This window comes from Komagataeibacter kakiaceti JCM 25156 (assembly GCF_000613305.1).
Genome location: NZ_BAIO01000366.1, coordinates 1 through 2,390 on the forward strand (window position 1 = coordinate 1; position 2,390 = coordinate 2,390).

At 63.7% G+C, this 2,390-nt stretch carries 2 protein-coding genes and 1 pseudogene; 1 reads left to right on the forward strand and 2 read right to left on the reverse strand.

Annotation, left to right across the window (positions count from 1 at the left end; translation table 11 throughout):
- Positions 1–237 (forward strand): annotated as a pseudogene (locus tag JCM25156_RS24560) (ABC transporter ATP-binding protein); the annotation flags it as partial.
- Positions 238–392: 155 nt separating this feature from the next.
- Here the strand turns inward: JCM25156_RS24560 and JCM25156_RS13835 are convergent.
- A complete protein-coding gene (locus JCM25156_RS13835; RefSeq protein ID WP_025813552.1) occupies positions 393–692 on the reverse strand; it encodes a hypothetical protein in 300 nt (99 codons plus the stop codon).
- A 155-nt stretch (positions 693–847) separates the two neighbouring features.
- Positions 848–2,390: hypothetical protein (locus tag JCM25156_RS13840; RefSeq protein ID WP_025813554.1), on the reverse strand; the 1,543-nt coding region annotated here is incomplete at its 5' end.

The following is a 2,390-nucleotide window of genomic DNA, read 5'->3' on the forward strand; positions in this document are numbered from 1 at the left end:
CTGGACGAGCCGGAAACGGGGCTGGACCATGGCCAGAAGCAGCGGCTGTACGCCCTGCTGCGCCGTCTGGCGGCGCAGGGCCATGCCGTGGTGGCCACGACGCATGACCCGCTTCAGGCGGCGCGCATGTTCGACCGCGCGGTGCTGTTGCGCCATGGGCGGATCGTGGGCGATGGCATGGCGGCCGAGGTGCTCTGCGCCGATATGGTGGAGCGGCTGTACGCGCCAGCCGATTGATAGGAAAAGGTGAAAGTTTTCGGGCGCCGCCTTTTTTCAAAAAGGCGGCGTTCCCTGAAGCTTTCCGCAAAAGGCTTCACCAAAAACGTCCGTGTGATTACGGGACGTTTCATGAACTGGTCATGTCAGGCCGCCGCCGGGCCGGATGGCGGGCTTCAGCGGGGCGGATTGGTGTCCACGCGCACGGCCTTGCCGGTGCGGTCGTAATACAGGATGGCGCCGCCGCGCCGTTCGGCATAGCCATCGGGCTCGCCGCTTGTGGTCCAGAACAGCAGGCGGTTCATGTCCGGCTGTTCCTTTATCCTGTCACCTGCGGGAATATAGCGGTACTGGCCATAATCCATGTGCAGCCGGGGCAGGGGCGGCTTCTTGGAGAGCTGGTGCATGGAAAAATGACGCTGCGAGGCTTCACCGGGGTCTTCGTTACCGGCGTCGGTATGTCCACTCTCCGCCATGGCCAGCCCCGGTGCGAAAGCGGCGCAAAGCCATGCTGAAAGCATCACGCGCCGTAACCTGATTGACATGAATGCTGGCCTTTCCACCCATTACCGGTCGGGGGCAACATCCTCCTTTTCCATGCCGGACGCAATATCCGGCACGAAAGAGGTGGTTACTGGAAGGGCAGGTAGCGGAAATCGAAGAAGATTTCGCTCAGGCTTGTCGTGGGCGCGCCGCCCATGCCCGCCCAGGTATGCACGCGCGAATAGGCAAGCTGCGTGCCCGCCTGCACGGTGCCGTACTTGCCGTGAATGAAGCGGTACCATGCCCCGATGGTGAATTCCTCCACCGAGCGGATGTTCGCGGTGCAGCCGCCAAGGCCGGTATTGATGTCCGAACCCTCGACACCGCAGCCGGTGTTGTCGGCCATGGGGTTGCCGTAGCCATAGGCGTGGCCGTCATCGTCAAAGTAGCTGCGGCCCGCGCGCTGCATGCCGAAATAGCCGTACACATCCAGCACCTTGTTCGGGTGGGAAATGATGCCCGCCGTCGCCTGCGCGCTGGACAGCAGCGCGGGCGCGCCATTGGCGCGCAACGTGGCGTCGGGCAGCAGCACCGAGCCGTAGCGCCCGATCCCCTTGCCCGCCAGCCCCGCCAGCCGCACTTCCAGCCGGTGGGGAATGACCGGCAGGATCATCGACCCGCCCGCGCCCCATGCAATGGCGGTATGGTTCTCGCCCGCGCCATTTATGACCGAGCGGTCATGCGGGAAGTGCAGCAGGCCCTCGATTTCGTAATGGCCCCATGTGGGATCCCACGCGACCTTGCCGATGATGTCGGGCGCGATCTCGTTGGAATAGTTGGTGGTGGCGCTGCTCAGCCCCACGCCGTTCGATCCGACCTTGGCGTAATTGCTGCTGCTGCCGGGCAGGCGGTACTCGCCGTTGCCCACGTCATCACCAAAGCCGGTGGTGTCATAGATCGTGGCCGGGTTCTCGATCGAAAAGCCGGTCCACAGCCGGTGCTTGAGGAAGTCCTTGACCACCCGCACCTGCCATTGCCGCGACCATGTCTGCCCCGCGAGGATGGAGGATTCGATCGTTTCCGGCAGGCTCTCCTGCCGGGGGACGATACCCACGCGGTCCGGGGTCAGCATGGTCCATGCCTGCCCGACCAGGAAATGCAGGTTGGCGCGCGAATCATCCAGCGTCAGGTAGGCCTGACGCAGGCGGGGCACGTAGGAATTGCTTTCGTACGGATTGGTGGTTTCGGCGCTGGCGCCAAAATCCGTCTCCACAAATCCCGCCACCGTCAGGTGCGGGTTGAGCTGCCCCCGCGCCATGAGCGAGAAGCGCGAGAAGCGGGCATCGCCATTGAAGTTGGTGGTGTGGAAGTTTGAACTGTCGCGAAACGGAATGGCGTTCCAGTAATTGAATATGCCCGATGAAACCTGACGGTTCTCCACCAGCGCCGCGGCGTCGAAGAAGCCACCCAGAATGATCGAGACCGGGCCAAGGTGGAACACCTTGTTACCCAGCGCGCCAGCGGACTGCGCGCCCACTGTTTCCCGGTTATGCGGGCCGACATTGTTGTTGGCCATGTGGGCGATCAGCTCTTCCTCGCGGTGCGCCACGACGGATTCATAGGTCGGCTGGTCGCCCAGCGCGCTCAGCGGGTCGGAATGGCCGCCAATATGCGGCTGCCCCGCGACCTCC

What these genes read in the sequence shown, in the direction of transcription:
- JCM25156_RS13835 (WP_025813552.1), bottom strand. Translation starts at nt 692, where the DNA reads ATGGCGGAGAGTGGACATACCGACGCCGGTAACGAAGACCCCGGTGAA.